The organism is Flagellimonas sp. L-11 (assembly GCF_056857735.1).
Window position 1 is genome coordinate 33,270 of the sequence record NZ_JBSXNR010000066.1, and the last position, 25,952, is coordinate 59,221.

General features: G+C 43.8%; 23 protein-coding genes and 1 pseudogene. 13 read left to right on the forward strand and 11 right to left on the reverse strand.

Annotation, left to right across the window (positions count from 1 at the left end):
- Positions 1–2: 2 nt before the first annotated feature.
- From AC13CC_RS11780 to AC13CC_RS11795, 4 genes are all read right to left on the reverse strand, one after another.
- The gene (locus AC13CC_RS11780; protein WP_482876435.1) at positions 3–557 is read right to left on the reverse strand and encodes a TrbJ/VirB5 family protein; all 555 of its coding nucleotides are present in this window, start codon (positions 555–557) and stop codon (positions 3–5) included.
- A gap of 122 nt (positions 558–679) precedes the next feature.
- A complete protein-coding gene (locus tag AC13CC_RS11785; protein ID WP_482876401.1) occupies positions 680–3,097 on the reverse strand; it encodes a TraG family conjugative transposon ATPase in 2,418 nt (805 codons plus the stop codon).
- A complete protein-coding gene (locus AC13CC_RS11790) occupies positions 3,084–3,368 on the reverse strand; it encodes a hypothetical protein (protein WP_482876402.1) in 285 nt (94 codons plus the stop codon). Before AC13CC_RS11790 ends, AC13CC_RS11785 begins: the two co-directional genes overlap by 14 nt.
- 32 nt (positions 3,369–3,400) lie before the next feature.
- Positions 3,401–3,688, reverse strand: a complete 288-nt coding sequence (locus tag AC13CC_RS11795) for a hypothetical protein (protein WP_482876403.1) — start codon at positions 3,686–3,688, stop codon at positions 3,401–3,403.
- Between the two features lie 186 nt (positions 3,689–3,874).
- On the opposite strand from AC13CC_RS11795, the gene AC13CC_RS11800 reads away from it, so the two are divergent.
- Both AC13CC_RS11800 and AC13CC_RS11805 read left to right on the forward strand, forming a co-directional pair.
- Entirely contained in the window at positions 3,875–4,510 is a 636-nt protein-coding gene (locus AC13CC_RS11800) for an N-acetylmuramoyl-L-alanine amidase family protein (protein WP_482876404.1), read from the forward strand.
- A 215-nt stretch (positions 4,511–4,725) separates the two neighbouring features.
- Positions 4,726–5,403, forward strand: a complete 678-nt coding sequence (locus AC13CC_RS11805; RefSeq protein ID WP_482876406.1) for a DUF6904 family protein — start codon at positions 4,726–4,728, stop codon at positions 5,401–5,403.
- 13 nt (positions 5,404–5,416) lie between these two features.
- Here AC13CC_RS11805 and AC13CC_RS11810 read toward each other — a convergent pair whose 3' ends face one another.
- Together AC13CC_RS11810 and AC13CC_RS11815 are read right to left on the reverse strand one after the other, a co-directional pair.
- Positions 5,417–6,541, reverse strand: coding sequence for a hypothetical protein (locus tag AC13CC_RS11810; RefSeq protein WP_482876407.1), 1,125 nt, complete (start codon positions 6,539–6,541; stop codon positions 5,417–5,419).
- A gap of 2 nt (positions 6,542–6,543) precedes the next feature.
- Complete coding sequence (locus tag AC13CC_RS11815) at positions 6,544–6,825, reverse strand: helix-turn-helix domain-containing protein (protein ID WP_482876409.1); 282 nt, start codon at positions 6,823–6,825, stop codon at positions 6,544–6,546.
- Positions 6,826–7,082: 257 nt separating this feature from the next.
- On the opposite strand from AC13CC_RS11815, the gene AC13CC_RS11820 reads away from it, so the two are divergent.
- The gene (locus tag AC13CC_RS11820; RefSeq protein WP_482876410.1) at positions 7,083–8,093 is read left to right on the forward strand and encodes a helix-turn-helix domain-containing protein; all 1,011 of its coding nucleotides are present in this window, start codon (positions 7,083–7,085) and stop codon (positions 8,091–8,093) included.
- Positions 8,094–8,148: 55 nt separating this feature from the next.
- Here AC13CC_RS11820 and AC13CC_RS11825 read toward each other — a convergent pair whose 3' ends face one another.
- A complete protein-coding gene (locus tag AC13CC_RS11825; RefSeq protein WP_482876411.1) occupies positions 8,149–8,961 on the reverse strand; it encodes an RteC domain-containing protein in 813 nt (270 codons plus the stop codon).
- Between the two features lie 479 nt (positions 8,962–9,440).
- Between AC13CC_RS11825 and AC13CC_RS11830 the strand changes: the two genes are divergently transcribed.
- The 3 genes from AC13CC_RS11830 (at position 9,441) to AC13CC_RS11840 (ending at position 11,333) form a co-directional block, all read left to right on the forward strand.
- On the forward strand, positions 9,441–9,887 hold the full coding sequence (locus AC13CC_RS11830) for a MauE/DoxX family redox-associated membrane protein (RefSeq protein WP_482876412.1): 447 nt from the start codon (positions 9,441–9,443) through the stop codon (positions 9,885–9,887).
- On the forward strand, positions 9,884–10,960 hold the full coding sequence (locus tag AC13CC_RS11835) for a hypothetical protein (protein WP_482876413.1): 1,077 nt from the start codon (positions 9,884–9,886) through the stop codon (positions 10,958–10,960). The genes AC13CC_RS11830 and AC13CC_RS11835 overlap by 4 nt, the downstream gene beginning before the upstream one ends.
- Before the next feature lie 112 nt (positions 10,961–11,072).
- Positions 11,073–11,333, forward strand: coding sequence for a DUF6520 family protein (locus tag AC13CC_RS11840; protein WP_482876414.1), 261 nt, complete (start codon positions 11,073–11,075; stop codon positions 11,331–11,333).
- A gap of 54 nt (positions 11,334–11,387) precedes the next feature.
- Here the strand turns inward: AC13CC_RS11840 and AC13CC_RS11845 are convergent, their stop codons facing one another.
- From AC13CC_RS11845 to AC13CC_RS11855, 3 genes are read right to left on the reverse strand one after another with little or no spacing between them, the layout of a single operon-like run.
- Positions 11,388–13,694 carry a zinc-dependent metalloprotease gene (locus AC13CC_RS11845; protein WP_482876415.1) on the reverse strand — a complete coding sequence of 769 codons (2,307 nt, stop codon included), beginning with the start codon at positions 13,692–13,694 and terminating at the stop codon, positions 11,388–11,390.
- Positions 13,681–15,081, reverse strand: coding sequence for a RagB/SusD family nutrient uptake outer membrane protein (locus AC13CC_RS11850; protein WP_482876416.1), 1,401 nt, complete (start codon positions 15,079–15,081; stop codon positions 13,681–13,683). The genes AC13CC_RS11845 and AC13CC_RS11850 overlap by 14 nt, the downstream gene beginning before the upstream one ends.
- A gap of 10 nt (positions 15,082–15,091) precedes the next feature.
- Entirely contained in the window at positions 15,092–18,121 is a 3,030-nt protein-coding gene (locus AC13CC_RS11855; protein WP_482876417.1) for a SusC/RagA family TonB-linked outer membrane protein, read from the reverse strand.
- 745 nt (positions 18,122–18,866) lie between these two features.
- Here AC13CC_RS11855 and AC13CC_RS11860 point away from each other — a divergent pair.
- The 7 genes and pseudogenes from AC13CC_RS11860 to AC13CC_RS11890 form a co-directional block, all read left to right on the forward strand.
- A complete protein-coding gene (locus AC13CC_RS11860) occupies positions 18,867–19,121 on the forward strand; it encodes a helix-turn-helix transcriptional regulator (RefSeq protein WP_482876418.1) in 255 nt (84 codons plus the stop codon).
- A 220-nt stretch (positions 19,122–19,341) separates the two neighbouring features.
- Positions 19,342–21,471 carry an AAA family ATPase gene (locus AC13CC_RS11865; protein ID WP_482876419.1) on the forward strand — a complete coding sequence of 710 codons (2,130 nt, stop codon included), beginning with the start codon at positions 19,342–19,344 and terminating at the stop codon, positions 21,469–21,471.
- Between the two features lie 91 nt (positions 21,472–21,562).
- Entirely contained in the window at positions 21,563–22,732 is a 1,170-nt protein-coding gene (locus AC13CC_RS11870; protein ID WP_482876420.1) for a hypothetical protein, read from the forward strand.
- Between the two features lie 81 nt (positions 22,733–22,813).
- On the forward strand, positions 22,814–23,239 hold the full coding sequence (locus AC13CC_RS11875; RefSeq protein ID WP_482876421.1) for a TIR domain-containing protein: 426 nt from the start codon (positions 22,814–22,816) through the stop codon (positions 23,237–23,239).
- Positions 23,236–24,069: a RipA family octameric membrane protein gene (locus AC13CC_RS11880; protein WP_482876422.1), complete on the forward strand. Its 834-nt coding sequence runs from the start codon at positions 23,236–23,238 to the stop codon at positions 24,067–24,069. Before AC13CC_RS11875 ends, AC13CC_RS11880 begins: the two co-directional genes overlap by 4 nt.
- Positions 24,070–24,080: 11 nt before the next feature.
- Positions 24,081–24,458, forward strand: a complete 378-nt coding sequence (locus AC13CC_RS11885) for a TIR domain-containing protein (RefSeq protein ID WP_482876424.1) — start codon at positions 24,081–24,083, stop codon at positions 24,456–24,458.
- Positions 24,459–24,619: 161 nt separating this feature from the next.
- Positions 24,620–24,739 (forward strand): annotated as a pseudogene (locus AC13CC_RS11890) (type I restriction-modification system subunit M N-terminal domain-containing protein); the annotation flags it as partial.
- A gap of 20 nt (positions 24,740–24,759) precedes the next feature.
- Here AC13CC_RS11890 and AC13CC_RS11895 read toward each other — a convergent pair.
- Positions 24,760–25,935 carry an IS4 family transposase gene (locus AC13CC_RS11895; RefSeq protein ID WP_482876425.1) on the reverse strand — a complete coding sequence of 392 codons (1,176 nt, stop codon included), beginning with the start codon at positions 25,933–25,935 and terminating at the stop codon, positions 24,760–24,762.
- Positions 25,936–25,952: the final 17 nt, after the last annotated feature.

Sequence of the window (25,952 nt, forward strand, 5' to 3'; positions counted from 1 at the left end):
CTTCAATAGTTTGTTGTACGGTTATTGATGGCCTCCTGCATTTTCCGAAAGGAAATAATGTCCCGGTATCGTTTGGCCTTTTGCTGGATTTCCCCGACCATTTCCTTGGATCGTAATTCCTTTTCCTTGAGGACCGCGATCCGTTCCGCATCGGTCATCTTCAAAAAATCGCTGGAGAGTATGTCCTCCACAAATTCCAGGTCTTCCAAGGAATGCTCGATGATGGCATTGAAGGCATTCGAGATACGTTCCACCTCTTCCGGACGAATGTGGGGAGAGTCCAAGATGTCCCTGAGGTCATTGCGGACCATATCGAAAAGGCGCCCATTGTTCCGTGTCAGTTCACGGACGGCCTTCAATTGTTTGATGACATCGCTGACCTTTTCGATGCGCTCTTTCTGTTCCCGCAAAAATTCCACGGTCTTCAAGAGTTCGGAGGTCTGTTTGGCCGATTCAACAATCTGTTTGCCCAAGGTGATGAAGTTGGTATTGTCATACACCGGCATCCCCTGGGCCACACTGTGGCCTTTTGGTATTAGGATGAATAGGGTGATCATCAGTGTTTTGGTATGCTTTCTGATGGTGTTCTGTTTATTAGGGTCATGCTGGGTACAGCGGCGCCTGCTGGCCTTAAAAAAAGCTAAGGTCAGGGCAGTGCCCAATGTTTTGATGTTTGTTTTCATGATGTTCTTGATTTTTGATGAATAAACTTTTTGATGGCTTTTTCCATACAGCCCGTTTCCGTATAGTTTGCCATGATGGCCCTGTTGTCCGGGCCATCGGTCAGATATGCGGCATATACTTCCGGGGGGACCTCCAACCGGAATATGTTGCTTTCCTTTCCGATCTTTATAAATATTTCGGTGTATTTACGTTGTCCCGAAAGGTTGTTCCTGATGGATTTCAGTTGGTCAAGGTCATGCGAGGATAGCTGAAGCCTTTCCTTTAGGGCGGCATAGCCCTTTTCGTTACGCAGACTGTAGATAATTTGGGTGTTCTCCAGGATACTGGCCGAGGTCGAGTTCCTGGGCAGTTGGTTGATGGACTGTAAAATAATGCCAATGGCCCCTTCCTGTTTCCGGATGGCCTGGTAATAAAACTCCACGCTTTCCAGTACATTGTCGAACTTGAGCTGTTTGGCAAACTCATCAAAGAGGATGATGCCCCGCTCTGCCCTGTTCCTCCAAACGGTCCGTTGGATGGCCGTTTTGATGAGCTTGAGCATCACGGAGAGGATTTCCTTGTTGTCCTTCACCTCGTCAAGTTCGAACACGATCAACCGTTTGTCCTCCAATCGATAGGACCTATCTTCGCTGGTTCCAAAGAGAAAGCTATAGAGTCCGTCTCCCACATATTCCGAAAGGATGTGCAGGAATCCCTTGATATTGAAATATTCAGGATGGATCTGCAATTGTGAAAGAAGTCCCTTTTGCTGTCGGCTGACAAATTGGTAGAAACCCTCCAACGTATGTGGAGTAATTTGGCTTTCGGTATAATAGGCCAGCAATATTTTCTTCAAGGCCACCGAGCTTTCCTTTTGGGGCTTGGTGCCCGCCCCCATCAACTCGAAGAGGAACAGGGAAAGATCCTCCAAGCGTTCCGGGGTTACATCCTCGCTGTTCGATATGTAAAAGGGATTGATGCCAAGGCTCTTGCCGTTTTCATAGCGAAGCACGGTGCTCTGCTCTGGATAGAGGCTCGCGAACTTGGTATAGGAACCGCCCAGATCGATGATGACCAGACGGACGCCGGCCTCAAAGTATTGACGGAGAATGTTGTTTGCCAAAAAGGACTTCCCTTCCCCGGTCGGGGCAAAAACGGCAAAGTTCCTAGCCTTGATACGCTTTTTCCCTTCGTCCCAGACATCCTTCAGCACTGGAATGTTGAACTCCCTATCATTGAACACGATCCCCGTGCTGTCCGTGCTGTAATTGGTGGTATTGATCCAAAGACAAAGGGCGTGCTTGAGATCGGTCACATAAAGATCCTCGCTGGAGAAATTGGGGGCAAAACAAGGGAAACTGTTCAGGATATAGTTTTTGCGTTCCTTGCCACACGGGTAATAGGGCACCATATCCAGTTCCTTAAGCTCGGCCCTGATCTGTGCGTTGGTACGTTCCAGTTGCTCCCCATCCCGGTTCCAATGGATGATATTGAGGTGTCCACGAACGATTCGTGCATGGTCATCCTTGTTGATCTGGTCCAGGATATGTTCGATTTTTTTGAGGACCACCTTGTTCTGTGTCCCAAAATTGGAACTCTTTTTCAGTTCCTCCACCTTTTTCTCCAGCTGCCTTCTCCATTGGTGCCTATCATCGAGATAGATGATCTGGTTGATGATATGGTTTTCCTTGAGGGAAAGGCCAAGACCGTCGATGAACCCTTGGTGAAAGGTAAAATCATCCGAGGTAAACCGTTCGTTGACCTTACTGGTCTGTACACTGTCCCCAAAACAGGATTCGCTATTGATGGCCAGTACATCAAAGTGATGGTTCCCGATGGCCACTTTGGGGCCATCCAGAACGATATCGGTATCACAATCGGGATTATGGCCGTTGAGCTGGTTTTGGGCCAAGTCCAAAATTTCGCTGTCCACCATAGGCTCCAAGCGGATTTTCTGTCCATTGTTGAGATAATTCACCGCATCGCTGACCGCATCCAAAAATTGCTTCACCCTATCATCCAGTTTGCCTGGCAATTCCTTAGGCATGCTTTTAAAGGGATTCACATATTTGGGATTGTTGAAACCCATCCTCCTGGGACAAGTAAAGAACAGATAGCTCTGGTGTTCCATATATTCCCTTCCCTTGAAATAATCATGGGTCGCTTTGGAGAGAAAGGTGTCCTTGCGCAGATAGCCCGAAGTGAAGGAGGATTTCAGATAGCAATCCTGTTTATGGATCACGGTACCGATAGGAAGGGATTTAAAGGCCTGAAACCAATTGCCGTGCAACCCTTCAAAATCGGTTTCGGAAAGCGAATGGACCTCTGGGAGCAAAACCTTATAGCAGGCCAACACATTACCATTGTTGGCAAAGATGATATGGTCCCGTATGTCCAAAATCGGATGATGGGAGGCGATATTAATTTTCGACATGGTTCAATAGATTATCGGGTTTATTGCTGATACAACTGGGAAAGACCCTGTTGAAATCCAATAAGTGCTTGTTGGAGGCCATCTTGGCCAGCCCCGCATACCAACAACAGTTCCAGACCATGGCCAAGATGATGACCATAAGGCTGAAGGAAAAGATGATGATCAGCAGGGAAGCCAAGATGGAGAGCATCATTAGGGCAAACAGGGATATGGGAAGCCCCCATATCCTTGCCCCTTTACGGATGTCCTTATAGATTTTGTACGTTCTCATAGGAAATGACTTTTGTTGGATCTGTAAAAAGATCAGACAACGATCCCGATGAGATAGGTAAAGATGCCGACCACGGCCCCTGCAATGAGCACAAAAACCAATACCCGGGTAATTCCCTTTTTTAGGTCTGCGTTCTCCCCAAAAAAATGGCCTGCATTGAACAGGAAGCCGACCAAAAAAATGACCCCTAGGAGGAGGGGAAAGATGGTTCGAATAGTATCGGAGATGTCATTGACCGAATCCTCGATGCCCCCGATCTGTGCAAAAGTGGGCAAGCCCGTAAGGAGGATGGCCCAGATACTTAACAATGTTTTTTTCATGATGTCCGTTTTTGTGGCCGATTGGGCCGATTGATGAATAAACTTTTTCGAAAAGTATCCGTAAGCCATGGAAAGGGTGTCAATACGCTAAAAATTAACGGACAGCAGCGTTAAATTTTAAGGAATCCCAAGGGATTTGAGGAAAGCGTTACAGATTGCACAATGTATCTTAAAAATGAAACGGATATGGAACAGCAAAAAATTTTCCTCTTATGTGCCCTGTTTGCCCTCTGCCTAAGTGCATGGGGACAAGGGGACACCGAACAAAAAATGGTAATTATTGTGGATCCAGGCCATGGCGGAATCGATTCGGGCGCCATTGGTATCAATGAACTCCATGAAAAAGAGCTGACCCTACAATTGGCCGAGACCATATTATGGTACAACAGGACACTTTTGGACAATCGTTATGATATGTATCTCTCGCGATATTCAGATACCCTGATATCCTTGGGCCATCGCACCCGACTGGCCAAAGCCCTGAAACCAGATCTATTTCTCTCCTTACATTGTAACCATGCCGATAATCCCAATGCGGCGGGATTGGAAATCTACCTATACAACAGGCCGATTCCCCAAAGCCATATCACCATGGCCAAAGCCATGGACACCTACCTACAACGGCATCTGGGCTATCGCAGCCGTGGGGTAAAGCGGGCCAATTTTCAAGTATTGCGCGACAATCGAAAGGTGTGCCCCGCCCTACTGTTGGAACTGGGCTTCTTGTCCCATACGGACGAGTCACGGCACTTGGAACGGCAGGAAAGCATCAATGCCTTGGCATTGGCAATCTTAATGGGAATCAAAAAAATCATGGAATGAAAAAGTTATTTGCAAGCCTGTTTAGGGTACTCAAAAAAATAACGGTCGAAGTGTGTAGGGAACTTCGGGATGTTTTTAGACATCGTCCCAAGGTTTAAAAAGCATCTGTTTTAGGAAGAAGTACCGGTGGTTCCCTGCCCTTGATCTGTTTTTTATGTAATTTTCGTCCATTGACATAGCACGGACAAAGTATCAATTCATCAATCGTATTTGAAATGTTATACCTAACACCGACAAAAAAAGGAATAGGAGTAGAAGTTTGGGGCACCTATGAGGACCTGGATGGTTTGTATGATGTGATCGGCAAGTTCTGGAACCATGAGCACTACCATAATGCAAAGGGATTTGAGAACAGGGACAAGCTCATCAGTGGGTTCTCCTACGAGATAAGAAAGGCTAAGGAGGGCAGTAGGGACCAAAGGGAGTCCAGCCATTTTTCTCCGGAACGGGCCACCCATTATGGCACTAAGATCTCTTGGGTCCACTTGCTGTTTTCCCTATCGGCCATCAAGTACAACATGCAATTTTATCCTACGGACAAGTTAGCTATTTCCATGCTGCTGCAACTCGAGTTTTGGATGGAGCGTGCCATGAAGGAGTTTGATGGGATAGGGGCCAAAAATTTAGTGGGCTATATCGAAAACGGCCTGGATGGTGCCAATGAGTTCAGCTATCAGTACATGAGGGGCATCCATATAGATTATGTACAGCTTGGCGGAGGGAAAAGGGCTTTTAGAAAACTTCCAGAGCTTCTCAAGCGCGGTGTTTTCTTTACCGAAGAATACAGGGAATATCGTGATTTCCTGGAAAGGGAGGCCAAGCGGCTACAATGCAACATATCGGACTTGGAGCTCGATGACGACCATATCGATTACGAACATTTACAATGGTAAGAAGATAGACCGATCATATAGGGATTTGACACCAGAGCAGCGGGTGTTCACTGGCGGCATCCCGTTCACTTTTGATGCTTCCCAGCATTTCCCATTGCGGGCGTTCATGGAACCACATGCCCTTTCTGACCAGACCGCATTTTTCAAGCCCGTTAAAAAGATCATCGGACAACATGAGGTAATCGCGTTGTTTGGTGTTCACCCCCATTTTATAGGCGCCCAAGCTAAAGTAGCCCGCATCTTTCCCTTTGTCCGGATTTCCCATAAAACTGGGGTGTCGCGCAATGTCGGTAAGCCCACTGTCCTTGATCAAGGGGGAAATGGCGCTGCCATAGGCCGGGGCATTAAGGGTGCCCACCAGTATCGTTCCCATATCGGTATGCTCCCCTTGGGCCAGAAGTCCCGCGATATGTTTGGATTGTTCCCATTGGCGTTCTTTAAGCGCTTCCCCGCCAGCTTCAAAATCTGGAAAATAGGTACAAAGAACGGTAAAGGTCCTGCCAGAAGCCGTCCTGAGCCTATACTCCTGTAAATCCGTATCAAATATGGGTCTTTCCGAAGCATCAAGTTCATTGACCCTGGTTCGCATCGAAACCAAATCGATCCCTTCTTTGGCCAAGAGCCCCATCCCGCGTCCGAAAGGGTCATTGGTTCCCATAAAGACCACTTCCCGATAGGGAGCAGTAGCTTCGGAACCCAGAAAATGTCGGTTGAATTCCACTAGGGAGGCACGGCTCTCTACCTCCGATACCACCAAGATATCCGGGTCCATCGTTTGGATGACCTTGGCCTTGTTCCCAATGGCCCGCTCATCGATGGGCAAGGAATCCACTTTGGCCCAGCCTTCCCAATCGGTCAGATGGCTTGCCCGAGGTTTACCCTTGTCAAGCCCTCTTGAGACCAATAATTGACCCATGGCATTTCGAAGGGTGTAACGGGTTGAAAAACCTTGGTCATCAAATCCTAGAAAATGGGAAAGTACACGCATCCGCGCAAAGTCTTTCTGTGAACGTTCCCCTTGAAGCAATAGCCGCTCAAATTCTGTTATCCAACGGGCCCTGTTTTCCGCGCGGAACCGATGGACCAGATCAATGGGACGGTGAAAGATGTTCTGCAGATTGTAAAAGGCGACTTTCATGATCAATCGTTTAACATAAAGTTTTTGTTGTCCATCAAAATCCTATGGATCTCCTCCTGATCATAGTAGATGATCCCCCCAAGCTTTGTATAGGGTATGATCCCATTGATGCGCAGGTTCCGAAGGGTCCCGGGGCTGATCTCCAATTTCCCCATGACACTGTTGGATTTGATCCATCGGTCCAGGGTGATACCGTTATGCTTTACTAGGATGTCCTTGATCTCCTCCAGAAGGGATGCCCTGAACCCTTCGAGATCTTTCTGTGTGACAATATGTGCTGGCATGACTTTAGGTATTTGTTTGACCCCAAATATGAAATAAGAACAAAAATTAAATTCACAAGTTGTGCCCCACTTGGGTCAAACTTTAACATAAACATCCCCTTTATCCGATATTTTGTACGATTTATAGTTACGATATTGTAGTAATTCAACTATACTTTATATTTAAAAAACCTAGTTCCCTTCCCTTTAGATATACCGTACCTATGTTCATTTGTCCCACAAGGTCCATAACGAGGGAGTTTGAAGATACGTCCAATATGAAAGAGATGTGGTTTGGAATACTATTGACATTATTGACCTTGGCCCCTGCATCCGTGATTACCAAGGACAACATTCAATCCTTGATATCGAAGGAGGCAGGGTTTTTACCAGAGTTACGGGAGGCGTATTGCAAGGAAAGAACGGATCGTGCGGGCATTAAAAGGATAAATGACAGTTTCGCCGCATACAGGACCGTTTGTTACACGCTGCTCCCATGGAGACCTACAACTCCACACCCAGGGTACGACATGGGAACCAAGTGCAATCCAAAGCTACTTCCCACCAATCCCTATGCCACCACGCACATGGGGCCTTCCCGGTTTCAAAATGCAGCATTGGATAGGGTTAGGCCACATAAGGCTACCTATACTCAAGTACAGTTCCATCAACTGATGGAATCGGATACGGTTTCGGGGAGAGCTGCGGCGCTTAGCAATACGGAAGCCCTCACAGCTGAAATTTTGGCGCGGGAAGATACCATCAAGGCACAATTGATCCTGGCCACCTTACTGGTAATCCTATTGGCTTTTTTCTATATCAAATACCGTAAGACGCAAAGCAAATTGAACATCGTGTTTCAGGAAGCTGTGGAACCCACAATAAGCCAAGTACCCAATGCAAATATCATCCCCATGGACATAGCACCGGAAGTCGTGAAACGGATTCTTTTGTCCTTGGAGCATTGGGAAAACGAGCAAGGATATCTCGATCAGGGAACCAGCCTGGGCACCTTGGCCACCCTACTTGGGACCAATACGAGCTACCTTTCCAAGATCATCAATTCCCATAAGGGGCAGCCCTTTTCACAATACCTAAGGGATCTTCGAATCACCCATGCCATCAACCAAATTAAGGAACAGCCCGAGCTTTTAAAGACCCACTCCACAATCCAACTGGCGGAACAATTTGGTTTCAATTCGGTCGATGTCTTTGCCAGGGCGATGAAATCCAAGATCGGGCTGACCCCGGGCCTGTTCTTCCGGAAAGTTCGCCAGAAACATCGCTAACAAAAAAGAAACAGATGACACCCCTTCCACTAAGCCGTTCCATGCACAAAACACCTTATACGTTCCCTTTGTCCATATGTGCTTTAAGGGTGTAGGCCATCCCGTCCAGGAAGCGGGTCCTATCCTTTTTCCGGGCACAGATTTCGGTATAGGTGCGGTAACAATCGCCAAGCTCACAATTGAACGCCGATGATAAGGTCTGGGCTATCTCCTTGACCTCGGCCTTTCCCCCATTGATGGCCCCGGTATGGTGGAGGGCATAGACCAATTCGGTGAGCGCCGCCTTGGTGGAGGACCATTGTAGCCTTGGGCGGAACGTCCCAGAACCCCGTGTATTCCGTCTATCCCTAACATAGGCAATGGCCCTCCGATAGGCCTGCAATTGCCCTAAGAGCACATCATGGGAGGTCATAAAGATGGGGTCCATGGCGATATGGTGGGAATACCCCGGTTTGAGCGCATCCTTTTCCTTTCGGGTAAAATACTGCCGGTCCCAATGGGTATGGCCCAAATGCATGTACTTCCAAAACTGTGCATGTCCAGATAAAAAGCTGGTCCATACCTTCCGCTTTGTCTTGATCCATTGCCTTCGGGCCTTTTTACCGCTGATGGCCATTTTGAGCTCTAGGTCCAAGAGTTCCGAATAGTAGATCAGATGGACCAAAGGCACTTGTTTGGTGTGCTTAAAAAAATGGATTTCCTCCATCTCATCCGCAAATCCCTTGTGCACCACATGATCTCTGAGCTCCCAGAGCCGGGAGCGACATAGGGCAGTGATTTTTTTGGCGGCCTCAATGACGTTGGGCACATGGGCCTCGATTTCCTGTATCTCGGCCTCAAGGGCCGAAGATGTCAACGAATGGTTCATATCCAAAAAATTTAAGTGCATCGCCAGGCAAGTGTATAGGATTTGGATATTGGGACAATCGATCGGGAACCCATCCAATATGGCCCATAATGACCAGGTCACAAAAAATAAGTGACGGCACTTTATAAAAGCAGGCATTTTAAGCAACTGTCCGATTCCAACAAAAACATCCCATGGTCAAGCGAAACCAAAGGTCAGCAGTACCTTAAAAACCACGGCCACATAAAGGGAAGCATTTTATAAATCGTAGCCCGTTATCCCAAAACAGCCCATACCTATGGGCCAACGCTCCCTCCCTACCACACCCCTTGTCCGACATAGCTTCTGGAAAAACAATGCAAATAGTCGGATTTTGACATCAGATTGCAGGATTTTGCCATTTTCCACACCATTGTTGTTCAATAGTTTAGCAGGGTATTATCATTTCAAGATGGTATGCTCCAAGTTTCCCAAAAAACGAAGTCCAATTGATTTGACCCATGACAGTAAACGCCAATTATAAGAAACACTTTATCGATGCCATAGTGGTATTGTTCATTTTTCTGTTTGTCTATGCCGCAACAAGTAAGTTATGGGATTTCGGGCAGTTCAAAGTGCAGTTGGGACAGTCTCCCATTCTAACGGCATACGCCGAATGGGTAGCTTGGGGCGTTCCCGGCATAGAGTACCTTCTTACCCTGCTATTGGTGCTGAACCCTACCCGGCACCTGGCATTTTTTGGGTCCTTGGCACTGATGACCATGTTCACCACTTATATTATTTTAGTGCTCAACTTTAGTGACTACATCCCCTGTTCCTGTGGGGGTGTTCTCGAAGATCTGGGGTGGAACGAACATATCCTGTTCAACCTGTTTTTTATTGCCCTTTCGATAGTGGCCATTCTCCTGACAAGGGGTGATCGAACCCATCAAACACAGATATCATGATCACAAACAATATCTATATAAAACTACTGGGGACCATTTGCTTGAGTATTGGCTTGGTAATCATCGTGTTTCTGTCCTCAGAAAGGCAAGTACACCGCAACAATGCCTTTACCCGGAGGTATCCCCCGCATCCAGTGGTCAAACAGTATGATCTGGACATTGGCTATAATTCATATTATATAGCTGGTTTCGATAAAAATCTATTATATCTTGGCAATTCCACTGCACCTTGGCATTTGCTTCAAGTTGACCTCACAACTAAGGATACCCTGCACATTGAACTGACCCCTGGCAACCAACAACTGCAATATCGTTCCTTAAAGGTAAGGGTACTTACCCCCCATTTCTATATTATGGATGGCACCATGCCCTTTATATTAAGAGGTAAAGTTGGGGAATGGAAAGCGAAGTCCTGGATTCAAGAAACCGCCTTTTTTAATAGGGCATTGCCAATCGACAGCAACAAAATCCTTATACGTACCATCAAGTCCACAACCAACAGATCGACCCTCGGCATCATAGAAAACCTAAATAATCCCAAATTAACCCTTGACACTACACTTTTACAATATCAAGTGGATGGTATTTTTGATGTGGATGGTACCCTGATCAAAAACGGATATGGCCCAGAAATCGGATATGTGTACTTCTATAAAAACCAATTCATGGTCATGGATCCCTTTTTAAAGAATGTTTCAAGGCAACGAACCATTGACACAGTCCGCCAAGTGCAAATTCGGGTCGGAAACAAAACCAAAAAGGGACAAATCAGCATGAGTACGCCACCAATGCCTATTAATAAGTCTGCATCCATGGCAGGGAGATTCGTCCTGATCCAATCCGATCGATTGGGCAAGAATGAAAACAAGGTGATGTTGGATCAAGCCTCTATTATTGATGTATACGACCATATAGCAAAGACCTACGCCTTCAGCTTTTACCTATACCATGTAGGGGGCCATAAACCCAGAGAGTTTGAAATCGTTGGAAATCATTTGGTGGCCTTGGTCGGAGACCATCTTTCCATCTACCGAACAATAGAACCTTTTTTTGAAAACCAAAATCCATTTTAGCCTATGATAAATCAATCCATAACAATACTACCGGCCAGTAGCGGGGGTAAGATCGAAAACCCGTAAACAGAGTAGATCATCACTTTAATATTTTATCATTATGAAAAAAAGAATGATCAAATTAGTAATTCCAGCCTTGGCAATCATCTTTGCCATTGCAACCAGTGCCTTTACGGCCATGGATAATTCCACGGTCGATGACAACATGCTTATAACGGGATATTACCAAACAGGAAACCCCTTAGATCCTTGTGAGGATGAGCAGGTAGATTGTAGTGTCCAGGGTAGATTCGACTGCACCATTTCAGGTGTTGATTATTTCCAACTCAATGGAACATCATGTGATATCATCCTGAAAAGGAATGTTCAATAGCTAAAATATAGGCTGCCAATATTGGCAGCCTATATTATTTTAACACGAATATTTCTAGTCCAATTCAGCTAATATCCTTGAACAAAGTTGTAAATGTCCCTTGGTACCCTTATCCTTTGTTTTTTTCAAAGCCTTGCTTACCAAGCTCTTCAACTCCAACAATTCAACGGTCACAATACTTTTGGAATAGTCGGAAAATGGAGCTTGTGTGCGCCCCAAACCTTGAAGATTGTAATGACTCTCTTTATCAATATTTTCCTTTAATAGCTTCAAACACGCTCGTTGAATACGCTGTCTCCTAGGGTTGACTAAAGGTTTGGATTGCTCTAGTTCCTCAAACAATCCTCTACCGATCACTTCAAAGAGAGTGTTCAATAGTTGATCGTTGAAATAGTTTGCATCCATAAACTCCAACCGATCCATTCGGCGTGCTTTGAACAAATTCTGCAACAACTTTATTTGTCGATTCAATAGATAGTCCGAATTAGTGGTGTAACCCACCTTGGTCAGAAAATCGGGTTGGGACAACCATCCGGGTACTTCAAAGGCATGGTCCAACAGAAAGAGCATGGCCTCTTGTTGCTCATCCCAAGCCAAGGGAGTATATATAGGGCCGCTTTGCGAACCAGAAATGTTTCGCACCTCATAGCCTCCGACCATGGAAAGCACTCTATCCATTTGTCTATACCAAAAATCCAAGGTCTTTTTATGTAAGCGCATCATTAACTCATGGTCCTCCTTCCCCTGATTGACCCTGGGTATCAACGCCATCACCCTCTTAAGGTTCTTGAGCCCCAAAATGGTGCTTTTCATTGGACTGTCATTGTCGGCCACTTCATCCGTACGACTGGGGCCAAGAATCTCCGCATGGGAAGCATTGCTTCTCAACCAAGGAAAGGTATCCTGCTTGCGAACCAAAGTATCCAAAATCGGTAACTCCTCCTCTGGTTCCTTCACCCCTTCAATGGGCATATAGCCCCACTGAATGTGGTAACGATCCAATGGACCGACCCGTTGAATCAATAGCTCGACGGGGATACTGTCCTCCGGCTGCGCAATATGGTGGTCCCTGGAATAGTTCATCACACTTGGGGTATGCCCCATTTTTAGGAGCCAGTCGACATTCCTCACCTTTTCCAATGGATAGGCAAACTCTCCAAAATTCCCATCCTTGATACCAAAGGCATGCCCCGCCTCATGGGCCGTTGTGGACTGAATAAGCTGCCCTACCAATTCATCGGGCATTGGATACTGTTGGGCCCTTTTATCCAATGGGGCACAATAAACAAAATAGCTGTCTACATATTCCTGAATGGAGGTTCCCAAAAGGATATCGGCTTTAAGGATTTCCCCACTTCGCAAGTCCGAAACTTGATGTACGGTGGAACCACCCAATCTATGGCCACGAAAATGTTCTTTTACCTGCCATCGAATAATTGAGTGATTCACACTGTTCTTCACTATTTCCAGACTATCCTTTGCAATGTCCCTGACCTCAATGGCATTTTTGAATCCAGCAGACTCAAAAGCAGGCAACCATTCCAATACACCCGCCCGGACAAAGGGCTTCCATTTTTCTGGCATAGCAGGATCCAAATAAAACACAATGGGTTCCACAGGTTCACTTTGGGGTCGGTCTTTATGTCTTTTTTCCAACCGCCATCGCAGAATACTTCCTCTTTCCGTCCAAGGTTCATTTCTTAAAGGACTTTTCAATTCCTCGTAAGAAAACCCCATCCGATGGTCGAACAACCGGGGCCGCATCACCTCCGGCAATTTATAAAAGCTGAATACTGCCCCAACAGTCCTCTGTTTTCCTGCATACGCTACTGTTCTTTTGGTATCAATGATAATTTCTCCATCCAAATAACGTATCCCATCTATACCAGACCGACCAACAATGACAGTTTCCTTGCCATGTAGCCCCCAAGTAATTTCAGAATTCAGGAAAAGTGACGTGACATCAATTCTATAATACCCCTTATCCTCCCCATAGTTTTGTATGGGAAAACGCCCTAACATATGATATGGAATCTTGGGCGTACCGTATTGGGGAATGGTCACACCCGCTTCGGACTTCACAGGGAAAACATTCAATTCGATAAAGTTGTTTTGTTCGGACCATTCTATTTGCAACTGCCCCGTATCGTGACGGACAAACAGCATAGGGGTGTCCAATATCCCTTTATCCAACTCAAAAATCAAACGATCTTTTTCCAAATGTCCTTGAATCCCAATAGTAGCCTGCCCCCATAGAGGGCAGGCCATTGCTAAAACAAAAAATGAAAACATGGACAATTCAACTAAATATTGTTTGATTCTTCCAAACCAAAGATCGATCTGTTCTTCAATAGCCTTCATTCTGAGGTAGAAGATTAGGGTTGTTGATCAATTCGGTTGCCGGAATGGGCAGTACCACATCTGTAGGATCCCACTGCGACTTGGTGGCATTCAGTACCCCATCAATTTGCCCGCTCCTCTTAAGGTCAAAGAAACGATGCCCTTGCTCCGCAAAAAACTCGATTCTTCTTTCCTGAAAAATAGCTTCTAAAACCACTTCTTTTTCCGTATTGGAAACAGGAGGTAGGCTGGCTCTCTGCCGCACCGCATTCAAATATTCCAATGCACTATCCATATCGCCCAATTGAGCATGGGCCTCTGCGGCGATCAAATATTGCTCGGTCAACCGAAAAAGGATGGAAAATTCCTCTGTGGTCGGTGTAACCCCATATAATTTGTATTTTAAGGGAAAATGCCATGTTTTGGTTCCATCGGATATCGAACCTACCCATTGCTCACGCCTTAAATCACCTTCCTCAAAATCATCCAACAAGGACTGTGACAGAAAGGATCCGTTTGGAGGTGCACTTAAGATGACAAAATTATATGCTTCCCTAGAGTTGATACCATTGGATTCCGAATCCAATTGCCAAAGGGTTTCCGCGCTATTTCGTCGGAACATCTGGTCCAATTCAGGCTCCAAGAGGCAACCACTATCAAGGATGATCTGTTCTGCTTCATCCAAGGCCAACTGCCAATTTCCTTGATATAGATACACTCGGGATAGCAATGAAGAAGCCACCCATCGGTTCGGCCTAAAATGCATATCATCTGACCCCACGGCAAGCAAGAGTTTCTTCGACAAGCTTAAATCCGCCACCAATTTTTGAAACACAGTTTCCTTATCTTCCCTGCCGACCTTTTGGTTTGTACGATAATCCGTGGATTCGATATAGGGAACCTCCCCGAAAAGCTGATATAAATAAAAATGGACAAAGGCCCTGACAAAATAAGCCTCCCCTTCAAACCGTTCCCTGTCCTCTTGATTTAGGTTGCTGGATGATTGCACCCCTTCCAATATACTGTTGGCCTTATAGACCAACCCATAACCAGTGTCCCACAGTCGTTGTCCCGAACTTCCCGAAGCCAAAAGACTATTGCCATAAAAGGCGTAGCCTCCCTGCTGTCCGGATTCCATCAACGCCAGTTCATCGGCATACAATCCCAAAAGGTTGGAAATACCATCGGCCAAACCTGTGGTAAAGGCGTTCTCCCTTAGATCTATATATATGTCGGCAAAGGCAGCTTCCACATTGGCCGGATTTTCAAAAACCACCTCCCCGACCACTTGATCTGTAGGGGTATCCACTTCAAGGTATTGTTCACATGCCACCAAGAAAAACCCCGTGGCCATTATCCAAAAACCCATTCCGGGCTTATCATTAAATAATCCTATTATTTTTTTCATACGTTATGTTTTAAAAGGTTATCCGGGTTCCCAAGGTGGCAAATCGCAAGGTCGGCACCGTTTGTTTGTTCAAGGACACAGGGTCATGTCCGAAATATTTGGTCCAGATCCATAAGTTTTGCCCCCGCAAGAATAGTTCACAACCAAAACCATGGGTCTCTTCTTTGGCAAACTGATAGCCAAGGGATACATTCTGAAGACGGATATATGATGCATCACTGACCACCCCATCACTCTCGGCATACTGGGAAAAGGCCTGCCTCGCAAGGGGATCACTTCCTGTTGAAAACCGTTGGAACTCGGCCTTGTCTCCAGGTTCTTGCCAACGATCCAATACTTCTATCGGTTGATTGGTCATCCCCCCTATAATAGGCCCATAGGACAGGAAGCCCAACCCTTTTTGCTTGGTAAACTGGAACAAAAAATCAAGGGAAAACCCCTTATAGGCCAATCGATTGCTCAGTCCCCCGTAATACTTTGGGGACAGGTCCACGATGGCCTTTTTATCCTCTATGGCGGTAATCTGGCCATCCCCATTAAAATCCACAAATTCGAAGAGACCCGTTTCTTCATCAACCCCTTTGAGTTGGTACATCTTTAGTATGCCCACAGGCTTGCCTATGACCAATTGGTTCGCATAGGTGGACCCATCCAAACCAGGAAATGAAACCAATGTATTGCGCGGAACCGTAAGGTTGAAGGATGTGCTCCATTCCCACCTACCGTTCCCAATGTTTATGGTATGCAACCCAATCTCCCATCCTTGGTTCTCCACGGTTGCATCCAGATTTGCATTTATTGAGCTAAAGCCCGTAGTGGCCGGAAGCGGTATGCCCACCAACTGATTGGACGATCGGTTCCTATAAAATTGGCCATCCATCATGATCCTGTCGTCAAACAGTCCCAGCTCCAAGCCTATTTCAATTTTTCTGTTTTCCTCCCAACTGTAATCCGGGTTGTACAATCGGGTCGGATATATGCCTACCACATTTTGATAATGCCCTGTACCAAAACTATAAGTGTCCAAATATTGGTAATCCCCTATTTGATCGTTACCGGAAGTTCCATAACTAGCACGTACCTTACCGTGGCTCAGAAATGGCAATCCCTTGGAGACAAAGCCCTCTTCTGAAAAGATCCAGGCCAGTCCAAGGGCACCGAAATTGGCAAAGCGGTTGTCGGTCCCGAAGCGACTGGACCCATCCCTTCTTCCCGTTAGGTTGAGGATATATCTGTTTTTATGGGTCAGGTTCAACCTTCCAAAAACAGCTTGGTACCGATATTGGTTGTCCATACTGGCATAGGGAAAGATATCCGATGCAGCGGCAATATTCTCCAACAAACTGTTATCGGAAAAGTCCGATGCTCGAATCGCCAATCGGCTGGAATTCCTTTCTTGGAATGAGAGGCCGGCCAAGGTATTGACCGTAAACCCTCCAAAGGCTTGGTGAAAAATAAGCTGTGGCTCCACTATATAAGAACTTCGTTTCCCTGTGTTATGGAACACACTGGAATAAGTGGGCCCGGCACCGTACACCGGGTCATAAATGGTGGAAGGTGTAGTATTGATTTCCTTGAGATGGTTTTCCGTATACCCCGCATTTACGCTAAAGGACAATGGTCCGACAATCCGATAATCCAGCTTTAGGTTGCTGATCAAGGTCGAAGCATTGGATACATAGTCCCGTTCCAATCGGGCCAAAGGATTTGCCCAGGTCGAGTTCTCCCAATTCAAGCTTCCATCCTCATTGTATACTTTTGGGGCATTGGGAGCGAGACTATAACCTTGACGTACCAATTGGGCATCACCGGGAAGATTGTTCCGGTTCGAGGTAAATTGGGTGGACAGTTGAACGGAGAATCTATCATTGTTCGACCTGTGAAACAGATTCAACAATCCCGAAACCTTATCGTTTCTATAATCTTTCGGCAGTACATTGGTCTGTCCATAATATGTCCCGCTCACCAAGAACCTTGTCCGTTCATTTCCCCCAGAAACGGATCCTTGAATCGTTGTCAGATAGGAGGTCCTACCATAAAATTCCTTTTGCCAATCCGTTTCTCTGGACGCGTACCAAGTCCCGTTGATATCATACGCATTGGCAGGATATTCCACAATTCCATCATTCGCATAGGCCTCCTTTCTCATGGCAAGATAGGCTTCCGTCCCCATAACGTCCATGGTGCGGGTCACTTTACCTAGTCCAGAAAGCACATTGAACTCCACACGGGTCTTGCCGGGCAACCCTTTTTTGGTCGAGATCAGAACTACTCCATTGGCACCACGGGACCCATAGATAGCGGTGGCATCGGCATCCTTCAATACCTCTATACTTTCAATATCGTTCGGATTAATGTTATTCAGCGGGCTTACTCCACTTCCAGGTAATGCACCAGCAGTATTCTGGTCACCTATCGTAGTATTGGAATAGGGCACGCCATCAATAACATAGAGTGGATCTGCACCGCCACTCCGAATACTGTTCCTCCCCCTGATACGGATATTGAAATTGGAACCGGATAAACCAGAGGTCTGCTCTATCTCTACCCCGGCCATTCTACCCTGTAAACTTGCCAGAGGATTGGAAATGGGCTGTTTTTCAATATCCACGGAAGTTACTTTTTCGATACTGCCCGTGCGTTCCTTCTCTGAAACGGTATAGTAGCCCGCATTGAGCACCACTTCGCCCAATACCGTCACATCCTCTTCCATGGTAACAAGGACCTCGTCCCTGCCCGCAATGGGCACGGTAAGGGTCTTGAAACCGACCATGGAAAAGACCAGGACATCATCAGGGCCTGCATTAATGGTAAAGGAACCGTCCAGACCGGACATGGTCCCGATATGCTTGGATTCCACCACAAGGTTCACCCCGGCCAGGGGATTCCCCGACATATCTGTCACGGTGCCGGATACGGTGGCCTGTGGTGGTTCCAAGACAGTGCCCGCCTGCATATACGAGGCACAAAAGGGCATTAAAAAAGCATATAGGAGCATAAGCAGGGATGCCCTGCGCATGCGTATTGTTATTGGTTGCATAAAAATGAGTTCTTTTGATTAAAGCGTTAGTTATTCTCCACACTGCCCATAAGTCACGGAAAAGCCGTAACTTCCAAAAAGGACATCAAGGTTCAGACATAGGCCATCCTGCCCGGGTAAAAACATACCCAGAAATAGGATTCCTAAACCAAAAAAGACCATGGTTTCGTGATCGGGCCGGTTGCCCTAAAAGTGTGTGTGTTGATTGCGGGACAAAAGGATATCATGAACCGGAAAAAAATGTAACGTGTATCCCACAACCGTGGTCTTGGGATTAAACGGGGTTCTTGGGCTTCTTTTTAAACAGGATATCGAACACCGAGTGCGCTGCCCCAAAAACAGGACAACAACACGCTGTGAACCCCACAAAAAAAAGTTGCCAAATGTTTCCCATAACCCAAATTGGTTGGGCGATGCCCCGAAAGGACAAAAGAAACCAAACGCTAAGAAGAAAGTTGCAATGAACCAATACACCAAAAAAAGGCGCGGGACTCAACTTATCTAAATAGAGGTACTGGTGATACCGTGCAACGATAAGAGAGCCCACGCCCGGGTCGTGAGCCATCTGCTTATTGTCCTGTTGCAAAAATTACCAGTTTTCTATTTAAGGACTCTAAGCGAAAGCTTCAAATATTGTCTATACGAAGAATCGCAAATGTATGTATTCAGTTCCAAATATAACGAAATATAAAAATGTAATCCAAATGGCTTACATTATTTTTTACAATTAAATGAAAATTGCAATATGGGTAAGCTAAAACCAGAGGATATTGCATTGAACAATAAAATTGCGCATAGAATCAAGGAATTGCGCATAAAGGCTGACCCTAATCAAAAAAGGTTTGCAGAAAACAATGATTTGGAAAGGCAAACTTTAAACAGGTGGGAAAGTGTTAATGACAACCGAGGAGTTTCAATACACACAATCAGTAAATTTTGCAAAATGGTTAATATAAGCCTAAAAGAATTTTTTGCTACAGACTCATTTAAGAATCAATAATTCTAATTTCCTCGAACTAATTCCCTTTCTCTTTTTTAAATTCCTTACAGAATTCCACATTTTCCTTTTCTAGAAAATTCTTACATTTAACGTCATCTCCCCCAAAACTTTATTGAACTATGATTAAGCTATGCTTTGGATTATGAGGCGAGACTTAGGTATAGCCAAACTATTTAGGGGTAAATACCGTTAAAAGTAGCGCACAATAAAAAAACAGAAGATGAAAACAAAACTAAATAGATTTAAAGTTTACAATTTTCGCTCAATCGAAGAAAGTAATTGGATTGAGGTATCAGAGAATTCTTGCCTAGTTGGCACAAACGAAGCTGGAAAGACTAACCTATTGATTGCACTTTGGAAATTGAATCCAGCAAATGATGAACCTATTGTTCCTTTGGATGATTTTCCTCGACACCTTTACAGTAAATATAAAGCTGACAACCACTCAGAAGATGTTTTTATTGCGGCTGACTTTCTATTAAGTGAAGATATTCAAAATGAAATTTCTAATGAATTAACGTGTGATAAGGAACAAGTAGCAATCGCTTTTGTGAGAAGGAAATATAATGGCAAGTATGACATCTCATTCCCGTATTCAAAAGTCGATTCTTATCCAGTAGATAGACTTCACAATCTCATTGAAGGCTTTGAAGAAATTCTATTTAGTTCAGATGCATTCACGAAAGAATCTACAGAACTTCAAGACGGCATCAAGTCTTTCTTAAGTCAAGAAAAAGACAAATTCCCAAAGGAATTATTCAAAAAAGAAGAAACTACCAATCTCAAAAAATCAATTGAAGATTACATTCAGCAAAATTTTGGTAAAAAGAAGAATTTACCGGAAATCTTCAAACGTCATCTGTTAAATCAACTTCAAAAAATGATTGAAGCATTTGATGGCGAACCTGTAAAAACAACTTCGGAGGTTAGACAAAAAGTGCTTAAGGAAATTCCTAAGTTCGTTTACTACTCAGACTACGGAAATCTTGATAGTGAAATCTATTTACCTAGAGTAATCGAGGATTTTGAAAGGGATGACCTTTCCGAATCCGCAAGAGCGAAAGCAAGAACTCTTGATGTTTTGTTTAAATTTGTGAAGCTATCACCAACAGAAATTTATGAGCTTGGTAATGAGAGCAAAACCATAATCAAGAAACTAAATCATGCCAATCAAGTAGTTAGCACTGAGGAACAAGAAATTTCGGAGGAAGAAATTCAAGAATGGGCTGATAAAAAAAGAGAAAGAGGAATTCTATTACGGTCTGCTGCGACACAACTTACTCAGAACTTTAAAAGATGGTGGCTACAGGGAGATTACATTTTTGATTTTGAAGCTGATGGTAGACACTTTAGAATTAATGTGTCTGACTCTCTTCGCCCTGAACAAATTGAACTTGAAGGAAGAAGTAGAGGGCTTCAATGGTTTTTTAGTTTCTTTCTAGTATTCCTCGTTGAAACAAAGGAAGGGCACTCTAACACAGTTTTGCTTTTAGATGAACCAGGCTTGTCCTTACATCCTATTGCTCAATATGATTTAGCCAAGTTCTTTCGTAAATTATCAGAAGAGAATCAACTGATTTATACTTCACATTCACCTTTCTTGGTTGACATGGAAAACTTAGCAAATGTCAAAGCGGTTTATATTGATTCGCAGACAGGTAGGACTATGGTTTCATCTAATTTAAGATACAATGAAGCTGATGCTGAAAAATCCATATTCCCAATTCACGCAGCTTTAGGGCTTACCGTCTCGGATACCTTACTTCTTGGCTGTCTTCCTATTTTAGTTGAAGGACCAAGTGACCAAATCTATCTTAATTTAATAAAGAGATATTTAATTGGAAACGGAGATTTGAAGAACTCTAAAGAGATTGTATTTATACCTACAGGTGGAGTTCGCGGCATGGGACCAGTAACAAAGCTCGTTTCTTCTAGAGATGAGTCTCTTCCATATGTTTTGTTGGATTCTGACAATGTTGGAAAAGATTATCAAAAACAACTAAAGAAAGGAAGATATCGTGATGAAAAGGAAAAAGTTGTAGGTGTTGGAGATTTTTTAGGCGATAAAGATTGGGAAATAGAAGACTTAATACCAGCAGAATCCTTAATTTCAATTATTGATAGACGCTACAGGTCTGACCAATATTTTGAAGATGTTTACAGAGAAGGCGATCCGATTGTTGACCAAATAGAAGGTTGGGCTAAAAATAATTTAATCTCCCTTGAAGACGGTTGGAAAGTTGAAATAGCAAGAATTGCTCAAAATCGATTTGACAGTATTATGAAATCAATTCCTGAAGAGACCTACAAAAAATGGATTGAGCTATTTGAGACATTAACAAAAGAATAAAGCTAAGCCCAACAAAACTTATAAACAATAGTACCCTTCGAGTCGCTACTGCTCATAGCCAAACCGCTAGCCTCAATCAAGCCAAGATTATATGAAAATAGCGTTCCATTTTGACTCACAACACGAATCATTAGCGACTTTCTATGGACTCGATTTGCAAGAAAAGATTTTTAGACTAATATTAAATCACAGAAACTTATCTGTCAACTCTAAAGTTTTTGTTGGAGACTTGCTAATGATGTTGGTAGCAAGTGATAAAACAACAATCAGCGAAACTCAATTTTCTTATTCATTCAATGAAAACAAATATTTGAATGTTTTCTATCATTGGGCAAATCCTCAAAATGTTACATGGAAAAGGTACTCTGAAGAAAATATTGAGCATTCTTTCGGAAGAGATATTTACGTAATTTGCCTTGAAAGTATTGACCTAAAAACTGCTGAATATCTTAATAATGAACTGGAAAATAATCCAGCTTACCTTGGAGCTCTCGAAGTTGATGATTCATCCGAAATTCATTGGATTCTTTATAGTCAGTCATTAATTGCATTAGGTAGAATTCACAACGATGAATTCAACTTATTTCATCAACCAGAGGATGACACAGAAGACTTACTGATTAATGATTACGAAACATTTGGTTTTAAGAAAATAAATCCAGAATCCTTAAATGGGCGCTACACAATATTTGATACATATTCGAATTTTGAGGAGGCAAGAAGAATAGCAGAATGGAAAAGAAATTCAGGTGGACTTTTAGCTTTTACAGCAGATGAGATAGTTTCAAAACTTTCTGACATTGCGCCAGATATTGGCAACAAGTTGTGGTCTGCACTTAAAACATTTGAAGATTCTGAAACTAATGAACAGCTTGCCCAAGTAACTGCTTCTTGCCGAAGAATTTTTGAATATATAGTTGACTGTATATTTCCGCCATCAAATGAAAAAATGGATGGCCATTCTTTAAAAGCTGATAAATATAAAAATCGCCTTTTTGCATATGCAGATACTTCGAGAAAGAGCAATACAAATATTGACTTGATTGTCGCTACAACCAAGACTTTATTTGAACAATGGGATAAACTAAATAGTTTAGCGAACAAAGGAGTACACAGTGAAGTATTTCGAGCCGAGACAAGAAGATGTTTACTGAGGACAATAATGCTATTAGACGATATAGTTTCTTTAAAAGAGAAACCATTTGACATAAAACCAAATTTGAACTTTGATGATATATTCGGCGAAAATGCCAGTGGCTAACAACTGTAATCACTCCTCCTGCGGCGGACATTTGTACAAGCCCTTGAACATCGGAAACTATGCTTTATAAAAAAACAAACCTTGGGAATACTAGATTGGATATTTGGAGAAGAACCTGAAAGATCTAAGAGAATTTTCATAAGCTTTTCAATGAAAGATTCAACCTACCGAGACCATTTAGTGCGTCAGGCTAGAAATAAGAAATCTCCTTTCGAATTTATGGATATGTCTGTAAAAAGACCTTGGAAACAATCTGAATGGAAGAAAAAATGTAGAACAAAAATTAAAAGAAGTGATGGAGTTATTGTTCTCTTAAGCAAAAACAATTGGCAGGCAGGTGGAGCGAGATGGGAGATGAAATGTGCCCGAGAAGAGAACAAGCCAATAATTGGAATGCACATCAAAAAAAACGACAAAGGAGCAATACTGCCTGAATTGAAAGGGGAAAAAGTTGTCTTATGGTCGTGGTCAAATCTTGAACGCTTTATTAACAACATTAGGGTATGAAGTTATTTATCTGTCATAGAAGTTCCGATAAAATAGAATCCGATGAGATTATCAACTCGTTGTTTCAACTGACTGAGAACTCGATTACAGTTCTAAGAGAAATGGACCATGACGAAAAATGGAAAGACAATGTTGAGGAGAAATTTAAAGAAGTTGATTTTGTGGTATTTCTAATTGGCTCAGATACATTTCAAAGTGACCAACTTATATGGGAATATGCAAAAGCCAAAGACTTAAACAAAAGAATTGTAGGAATCAAGTTAAACAATGCCACCCCCGAATCTATACTGTTTTGTCAAGCGTTTCAGGTGTTTGATAGTCCTGAACAAAGCCTCAAGTACCTAAGAAAAACCTTCGAAACTGACCAAAAATTAAAATTGGAACAATACAAAATCATGGTTAACTCTACAGAAAAAGTTACTGACCAACGACTAAAGGTTAACAACCTGTTTTTTACTGTTACCTCCTCAATGTTGTCAATTGGTTTTATTCTTGCGAAAGCTTTTGAATTTGCGACTTTGGGAGTTATTGGAATGCTTTTCATGACCATTATGGCGCTGATCGTTTCATTTTTTTGGGCTAAACTAATTAACTCCTATGGTACACTAAACACAGGTAAGTTTGCTGTTATTGATAAAATTGAGAAACAGCTTCGTTCAAATATGTTTGAAGATGAATGGGAAGTACTTAAAGAAATTGGCTACGAACCAAACAGTAAAACTGAAATTAAAGTAATTAAGAGATTCAGAATTTTCATAGTTGTTTTGGCATTGTTACAAATCGGCTATCTGACATATGAAATCTACCCATTGATTACAACTTGCAAATAAATATCTATAAAATGGCAAAGAGAATTTTCACCAGTTTCGCAATCGAAGATAAAACAACAAGGGACCTATTTATTGGTCAAGCTAGGAATGAGAAGGTACCTTATGAACTAGTTGATATATCAGTCAAAGAACCTTGGAGTGACTTATGGAAGACAAGATGCCGGACTAAAATCAAAGGTTGTCATGGAGTCATAGTTTTAATTTCCAAGCACCTCAAGAAAGCCGATGGAGCAATATGGGAAATCAAATGTGCGAAGGAAGAAAAGGTGCCAATTTTAGGTGTTTATATGAAGGGTTGTGACCTCTTTGACACTCCTGATGAATTAAATGGAATTAAAAAGGTGACTTGGACTTGGGCCAGTATCGGAGATTTTGTAAATGGGCTTTGAAAAATAAAAAACGGTGATATTCAGGCTCACGGCTACGGCATTAAATGACGGAGTGCACCTCTCCCACCACCGTGACCATCTGTAAGCTACCCTTAAAAACCGAATGTTTCCATATATTTGGGAGGAATAAGATTTCCCCTACCCAAAATTAAATACACTTCATGTCCGAAGAACAAAAGAAACTGCTCGAAACGCAATTATGGAACATTGCCAATGAGTTGAGAGGCAAAATGGATGCCGACGAGTTTAGAGATTATATTCTAGGCTTTATTTTCTACAAATAGTACTGATGCGTTAACATTTAATCGCTAAATAAATTCATCTGTTCATTGACATTTTGATTTGATTTTGGTTCTGTGAGCAACTCCTTCAGGGGAGTCTTGTCCATGGCGGAGATACCTAATATTTGGATTATCTCATAAATGGATAGCTCGCTTTTCAAGGAATGTTTTACGTGCGCCACTACCAAATAAGTGCAGATCGCTACCCAGATATGGATGTTGACGGCATTTTCGGAGTGCCCCCAAAGTTTCTTTATGGCCAGGTTCTGCTTGATCCATTTGAAGAAGGTCTCTATCTGCCATCTGTTGCGGTACAGTTTGGCGACCTCGAGAGCGGACACTTCCATGTTGTTGGTCAGGAAAATGAGATCGACATCGCCTTCCCGGTCATGGTATTCAACGAGCCTAAGGGGCCCTGGGTAGAGTTTTTTCGACCTATGCCCGTTAAGGGTCACGGTCCTGTCCGTTCTCAGTCCTGACGCCGGATCAATGTTGAAGTTCTGTTCCACAACGCTGTAGTCCATGTTGGACTTCGCCCTTGAGACGAAAAAGGCCCCGGCCGTATCCATTCGGTAAAGCGCCTCGAAGTCGACGTAGGCCCTGTCCATGAGATAGACCGCACCGGGTACGGGCATTAATAGGTCGAGAACGTTGCTATCGTGGTACTTTCCGTCACTTACCAGTATAAATGACGGGATGTTCCCCCTCAGGTCCAACAGCGCATGGACCTTAACGGCTCCCCTGGAATATTTCCCGGGCGCCCATCGGAACAGCGCAAGGCTAAGGGAAATCGTGGTGGAATCCAATGCGAAGACCTCATTGTCCAGTTTGACATTGGGGACCCGGCTATCGGCATACATTGGCCGGACCAGATCCACAAGGTACTGTCCAAATTCCGCGAATATCCTCCAGTCCCGTCGTTCGTTGGCACGCGAGAGCGACGATTGGTTGACGTGTCCGCTAAAGCCGAGGTGGTAGAGTTTGTTCCTGTGGGCCCTGAGGCAGGTCGAGATATCCCTTAGTGAATTCCTGGAAGTCAGCTGTCCGAAGAACAACTGGATGAACTGGTTCCAACAGTTGAAATCCCGGGTCCTGTAATCTCCGTTGTACCTTTTTACGCATTTATCGAACTCGTACCTGCTTACGTACTCAAGGAGTTGGGCAAAAACATATTTTCCAGAATTCATGACGGTCATTTTAACAAACCGCCAAG